Here is a 6,547-nt window from a genome sequence, read left to right on the forward strand (position 1 = left end):
AAACTATCAACAACTCATGCTTGTAAAGCTTGTACAATAGGGCTTTGAGTTTTTGTTAGATTGATATTTATCAACTTTAGAGCATTGCTGGACAGAGAGGGAGCTTGGGGAATTTTCTACAGTGTAAGTTCGGAAGAACCATTTATTCAAGCTAAGTTTTTCGAGCAAGGCCAAGGGAAAATCATCGGTCATCTCATGCCATCTCCAGAACAGTTACGCATGGAAAACAATCCCCCCGAATATAGAAGACTAAATCGCTATGGTATTTTATCAGAAATTTTCCTAGTCAAGTGTTTTCCTCAGTATGGATATATGTGGAATCTGGTGATTACCAATCTCAGGGAAGTTCCCAAAAAATATGTACTTTATCGACTAGGAAAAGAGGGATAGTCAGCTAATAATGATCAACTCACCAATTCTATCAATCGTTACTCCAACTCTGGGCAAATTTTCCGAATATTGGTTGCAACAACTTCTGGCAATTCAAGGGGAAGTAGAATTTATTTGGGTTTATCCTCCCGGAGCAGTTACCCCTTCCGTAGAAGACCCCAGAGTCAAAATTTTTCATAGTCTTTATCAGGGAGAAACGGCCCAGAGGGCCGTCGGTCTTCTCAATGCTTCCGGTCAATATGTGTTGGCTCTCGATGATGATGATTTCTTGCATCCTCAGGTGGTTGCCTTAGCGAAAGATTACTTTGATAATTTTCCCCAAAGTTGGCTCTTGCGTCTCCATAAGGGGGGAATTGATTATCTCGATGAGGAAAGAATTAAAGCTCCCTGGCCGGAGCTACCCGCTATCAATCAGTTAAATATCTCTAGAAAAAGACAAAATAAGTACCAAGATTTAGTGGAAGTTCCTATCGCTCCCCTAGATAATCCTTTCGAGTTAAGACTAGCTTTATGGCCCTACGGCAAAAGAAAAGATATTCATGGCTGTCATCTAGAACCGTTCAATAATAATATTTGGAAGACTGCCTTAGTGAAAGAAGCCTTAGATGATTTTGTCCGCAACATGAGGATAGGAGAAATTTTAACTTGGTTGCCTCTCTGGGGATTTGATAGAGCTTTAGGATTATTTCTGCAAGCGAAGTTTTTTCAAAAAGATATATATATCGGCCATTGGATGCCCGAACCCAGTCAAATAAGATATATAGTCAGACCTTATTCCATGAAAAGCCCAAGAATTCTTTTTCCTTCCGATGCTTTACTGGTCAAGCGATTTCCCCAGTATGGTTATTTCTGGAATCTCTTTTTCGAGGAGTTATACAATGGCATCAAGACCAAAATCAAAAGTCTCTGGAAAGCATGACTAATTATTGTATTATACTTTACCAATCTCTTTTTATTTCCCAATCACTCAAGTCACCGAGATAGGCTTTATCCATTACTAGGCTCAATTGAAGCTTGCTGTATAAGATATATGCTGTCAGGTTTTCCTCTTTAACTACTCTCTGCTTCATTATTTCTTAACAAAAAGTCTCTTAATCACGAGGTTAAACCTGATTTCGGAAATTAAAAAGTTCAGGTAATTCAATCTGACTTTTTTCGTAATCTTGGGGGATGCCTATGTCAATAAAATATTCGTCAGAAATAAAGCCATACATAGGAATTTTCTCGGTATAAACTTTGAGAAAGTCGTCCTCAAAAGAAAATTTTGATGGCAGATCAAAGCTGGATAATATGTTTTTCCATACACAATATATGCCGCCATTAATATAGCCCTTATCTTGGTATTTTTTGGATTCAAACCCAATAATTTTTTGGTCATCGTCTAGCAGAACATTATTATAACGATCAAAGTCAGTTAGGGGCTTCAGAGCAACAGTTATCAGGGATTTCTTTTGATTATGTAAATTAATTAAGGCGGATAAATTGACATTAAACAAGGTATCTCCGTTAACAATTAATGCTTGTTCGGTTTGAATTTTATTTAGTGCAAACTGGACTGCTCCTCCAGTTCCCAAGGGGCTATCTTCTATCAGATAATTTAGCTCGTATTCTTTGTATTGATCGCCAAAATGATCGATAATTTTCTGATGTTCATAGCCAACAGAAACTAAAAATTTGTTGGTAATTTTTTGAGAGATTAAGTAATCTAATAGATATTCTAAAAAAGGTCTGTCGGCAACGGGAGCCATAGGTTTTGGTAAACTGTTGATAACCGATCGCAACCTAGTTCCTAACCCACCCGCCAGAATAATTACGTCCATAGATACACCTCAAAAATCTGAATTATTGCCAATCTTTTGAAAACTATTTTTAGGCTTATAGGGATAATCCTCCCCCGTCGATCCTTTGCTTGCTATAATGTCCATGCTTGGGTTCCGTATTTGGTAAAGTGAAAATTAATCACTTGGCCTCCTGCTGCTTTCAAAGCTTTAGTTACTTCGATTTTCTTGGTAGGATCGACCATAAAGATAATAAAACCACCGCCACCGGCTCCCGATATTTTGCCCGAATAGGCCCCGGTTTCCCTCGCTACCTGATAAATGTGATCAATCTGCGGATTACTAATTAATTTGGATAATTTCTTTTTCGCTTCCCAAGAAGTTCTCAGAATTTCTGCTATCCCCATAAAATCTGATTTAAGCAGTGCTTCTTTAAAGAGAATTGCCTCTTTTTTGAGTTGATGGGTAGCGGCGATCGCCTGCTTATTTTTTTCTTGGACATTCTGAATTTGATCCTCAATTACTTGAGATGAGTAGCGAGAAATGCCTGTATAGTAGAGGATCAGAGAAACTTCCAATTCATTGATCACCCAATTTTTAATTCTCAAAGGATTAACTATGACTCGATCTTGTTCATAAAATTCCATAAAATTAAAACCGCCAAAAGTAGCAGCGTACTGATCCTGTTTGCCCCCTAACCAGCCGAGGTCAATTCGTTCGATCTCGTAGGCTAAATGAGCGATATCATACTCACCTAGGGGTAATTTTAACAGTTCCACAAAGGCTTTAACTATGGCCACGGCTAGGGTAGAAGAAGAACCCAATCCCGAACCGGCTGGCGCATCGGAAAAAGTGGTGATTTGCAGCGGCAAAGGTTGCCCTTGATTAAAGTCTTTAATCAAACGATTATAGACCGCTTTATGCAGATCGAGAACGCCGTTATAAGGTAGAGGAAACTGAAGGGTTTCTATTTGTTGTTCTCCTCGATCGGCGGCAACAAAAATGACTTGTTTGTCAGTAATTTCCGTGACTGTACAGTAGGCATAGAGATCGATAGTAGCGTTGAGAACGTAACCCCCATAAAGACTACAGTAAGGTTCCACATCGGTGCCGCCACCACCTAAACCTAATCTTAAAGGAGCTTTGGTTCTGATGATCATGGTTATGCTGTTTAGGTTGATTTTTTGCTAGGAGATTTTAGTTAGGAAAGAGCGCTTCTTCGATCGCTAAACAAATAGTATGAAGAACAAAACCATGACCTTCTTGAATGCGCGGGGTACTGGTGCTAGGAATCATCAAACAATAATCGGTTTTTTCCGCTAGAGCTAATCCCTTCGCCCCAGTTAAACCGATGCTAGTGAGACCTTTTGCTTGACAAACTTTGAGAGCTTGATGGATATTGGCGGAATTTCCCGAAGTGGAAATACCGATAAACACATCACCCGGATTACCTTCCGCTTCTATCTGGCGGCTAAAAATATATTCGTAGCCATAATCGTTAGCGATCGCTGTTAAACTGGCGATATCGCTATTGAGGATGCGAACCGGTAAAGACTGTCTTTCTTTCAGAAATCGGCCGTGTAGCTCACCGCCAAAATGGATAGCATCGGCGGCACTGCCTCCATTACCTGCGACTAATACTTTGTGGTTGTTGCGATAAGCATGGATACATACTTGGCAAATCTCTTGGATTTTCTCTAGATATTTTGTCTCGGTTAGCAGGGTTTTCTTCAGGTTATAAGCTTCTTCCAATTCAGTCTTGATTAAAATTGATAGAGAGGGATCGCTCTGGAAACTATCCAATTTTTTGTTTGATTTTTCCACCATTCGCATAGGTTTGATTTTCCAATTTTTATTAGTTGAATAAATTTAACTCTCAATCATCCTGTCATTACATTGAATAGTATCAAAAGACCAGAATCGCTGTCCATTAATTGGGTACAAAACCCCTAGCATGGTAGAATTGATCACGGGACAAGAAAAACAGGCCGATGATAGTTCTAGAGAAACCTAGAGCGATCGAGTCAAAAGAGTGATCTTTTGCCGGTTATTCTCGGAATATACGACAAACGCAGCCAACTCTAGCACAATTTGTTTTGTTTGTAAATAAATTTTTGATGTATTCTGGCCGGGATGGGGGATTTCTGACCGGGGGATTCAACCTTTGCCAGTCTTGGACTTTTGTTTGGCTGGACAAAAATGTTAACAATTCCTGACAATACCGCCGATATAATCAAAAGCCCAAAGGCCTGACGGCGTATAATATGCCGTGATTGCTATACTCTAACACCTAGATAGTGAGGAGAAGCAATTTAGTCGAGAAAACTAGCACAAATCGCTACAATCCCTCGAATTTTGTCTGTGCATCAGTTCAAGCTCTCGTCTCTGACAGAAGAACTGAGAATTCTAGTCCCCGACTCGAAAAAGTCCAACATAATGAATCCTTTCCCCGCAATTTCTGTCAATGACGGCCACCAAAAATACCCGTCTCCGCCACCTCCTGGCAATTCTGACCACGAAAGCGAAGATAGAGCAAAAAAGAACAAAGCCTTATTTCTCGATCGAGATGGGGTAGTTATTGACTATATCCCCTACCTGAGCAAACCAGAACAGGTGAGCATTCCCGCCGGGGCAGCGGCTGCCTTAAAACAGTGGCAGGATGCTGGCTATCTGCTGATCATCATTACCAATCAATCGGGACTTGCTAGGGGCTATTTCACTTGGGACGATCTGGCGGCGATTCACGGGCGCATGATTGAGGAATACCGACAATTGGGCGTGCATTTTCACGATCTTGCCATCTGCCCGCACCATCCCGACGAAGGTTGTCCCTGCCGCAAACCCTCCCCCTATCTGCTGCTGACAGCCGCCCACCAGTACGGAATCGACTTAGCCGGCTCGTTGTTTATCGGCGATGCGCCCAGTGATCTAGAGTGCGCCCTAGAAGCTGGTTGTCAACCCGTATTGCTCTTAACAGGACGGGGAAAAGTCACCCTTGGGGAGATCGAGAAATACCCAGTTAAGATTCCTGTATATAGCCAACTAAAGGAAACGGTAGAATTATTGCAAAAAACCGCTGCCGAGATAGAATTATGAGAATATTAGTCCTTTCTTGCCATAACTTTCCCTATCCACCTAGTCGCGGGGCAACCGAGGGTAGAACTTTTAACCTGATCAAATGTCTTCATCAAAACCATGATGTCACCCTGTTTGCCCGTCGGGTGGAGAATGTCACAGAAACTCAGATCGAAGAATTAAAAACCTTTACCAATCATCTTGTCTTATTTCCGCCCCAGGAAATTCCCGAACCAGGCAAGGGACTGACAAAACTAATCGGTCAAACAGGGCGCTTTCTGGAGGCAATAGTACAGATGACCCCAGCTAATGTTCTTAGTTATCGTTCGCCGCTCATTCAAGAGCGAATAGATGAATACGTCGAGCAGCAAAAATGTGATGTAATTATCTGCGCTCAGAGTATCAGCGAGATTTTTATCCGGCCGGAATACCGTCAGCGAGTCAAAACAGTAGTAGATATTCACAGTTCCGTGTACGGTTGGACACGCAATCATCTAGATGGAGGAGCCTCCGCCTATCCGCTGCGGGATTTTCTCTCTCTGCCCCTACTCTATCAGTACGAAAAACGTTACTGTGCCAAGTTTTCCCAGTTGGTGGCTACTACCGATTACGATCGCGAACAATTATTAAAAATCCTCCCGGATGCACGGGTGGATATCGTGCCTAATAGCGTGGATTTAGCCCTGTTTCCCTATCGTCCTCGGGATCCTGGCGGCCATAATTTGGTCTTTGTCGGTGCCATGAGTTCTACCCATAATATCGATGCCGCCCGTTTTTTTGTTTTAGAAGTCCTGCCAGTCATTCAACAGCGATATCCCGACACCACTTTAACCCTAGTGGGGGCAAACCCAGCACCGGAAGTTCTCGAACTGGCCAAGTATCCCGGTGTGAGGGTGACGGGAACCGTTCCCTCGACAGTGGAATATTTACACCGGGGAACCGTTTGTGTGGTTCCCCTGCGGGTGGGATTGGGAATCAAGACCAAAACCCTAGAATCCATGGCCGCGGGGATTCCGATTGTCGCCAGCGATCGCGGCTTAGAGGGTTTAACGGTGGCAGCCGAGGGAATTCCCCCTAGGGCATTGCGCGCCAATAGTGTTGCTGAGTACGTCACAGCGATCTCTAGGTTGTTCGATGATCCTTCTGTGCGAGAACAACTGTCCCATAAGACCTCTTGCAAAAGTCTTAAGTCGATCCTTGTACAGCAACATTTTTGAAGATTATCAACTACTAATAAATAATTAACTGAAAGTCCCTCCCATTATTGTTTCTATCGTTTGTTTTCGGATTTATGCAAGAGGTCT

The 6,547-nt window shown here is 42.4% G+C and carries 7 protein-coding genes; 4 read left to right on the forward strand and 3 right to left on the reverse strand.

Annotated features, from left to right (window positions below; genetic code table 11):
* Window positions 1–84 precede the first annotated feature (84 nt).
* Window positions 85–390, forward strand: a complete 306-nt coding sequence (locus ACOCD9_RS09065; protein ID WP_419547163.1) for a hypothetical protein — start codon at window positions 85–87, stop codon at window positions 388–390.
* Between the two features lie 10 nt (window positions 391–400).
* Window positions 401–1,309 (forward strand): glycosyltransferase family 2 protein, encoded by a 909-nt coding sequence (locus tag ACOCD9_RS09070; protein ID WP_287703529.1) that lies wholly within the window; start codon window positions 401–403, stop codon window positions 1,307–1,309.
* Between the two features lie 184 nt (window positions 1,310–1,493).
* Here the strand turns inward: ACOCD9_RS09070 and ACOCD9_RS09075 are convergent, their stop codons facing one another.
* The 3 genes from ACOCD9_RS09075 to ACOCD9_RS09085 all read right to left on the reverse strand — a co-directional run bounded on the left by ACOCD9_RS09075 (window position 1,494) and on the right by ACOCD9_RS09085 (window position 4,001).
* On the reverse strand, window positions 1,494–2,210 hold the full coding sequence (locus tag ACOCD9_RS09075) for a nucleotidyltransferase family protein (RefSeq protein WP_287703527.1): 717 nt from the start codon (window positions 2,208–2,210) through the stop codon (window positions 1,494–1,496).
* Window positions 2,211–2,302: 92 nt separating this feature from the next.
* Complete coding sequence (locus ACOCD9_RS09080; RefSeq protein WP_287703525.1) at window positions 2,303–3,328, reverse strand: dehydrogenase; 1,026 nt, start codon at window positions 3,326–3,328, stop codon at window positions 2,303–2,305.
* A gap of 37 nt (window positions 3,329–3,365) precedes the next feature.
* Window positions 3,366–4,001, reverse strand: a complete 636-nt coding sequence (locus tag ACOCD9_RS09085) for a D-sedoheptulose-7-phosphate isomerase (protein WP_287703523.1) — start codon at window positions 3,999–4,001, stop codon at window positions 3,366–3,368.
* 603 nt (window positions 4,002–4,604) lie between these two features.
* Between ACOCD9_RS09085 and ACOCD9_RS09090 the strand changes: the two genes are divergently transcribed.
* Both ACOCD9_RS09090 and ACOCD9_RS09095 read left to right on the forward strand, forming a co-directional pair.
* On the forward strand, window positions 4,605–5,264 hold the full coding sequence (locus ACOCD9_RS09090) for a D-glycero-alpha-D-manno-heptose-1,7-bisphosphate 7-phosphatase (RefSeq protein ID WP_419547164.1): 660 nt from the start codon (window positions 4,605–4,607) through the stop codon (window positions 5,262–5,264).
* On the forward strand, window positions 5,261–6,460 hold the full coding sequence (locus ACOCD9_RS09095) for a glycosyltransferase family 4 protein (RefSeq protein ID WP_287703519.1): 1,200 nt from the start codon (window positions 5,261–5,263) through the stop codon (window positions 6,458–6,460). The genes ACOCD9_RS09090 and ACOCD9_RS09095 overlap by 4 nt, the downstream gene beginning before the upstream one ends.
* Window positions 6,461–6,547: the final 87 nt, after the last annotated feature.

This window comes from Microcystis sp., assembly GCF_048564745.1.
Lineage (GTDB): Bacteria > Cyanobacteriota > Cyanobacteriia > Cyanobacteriales > Microcystaceae > Microcystis > Microcystis ichthyoblabe_A.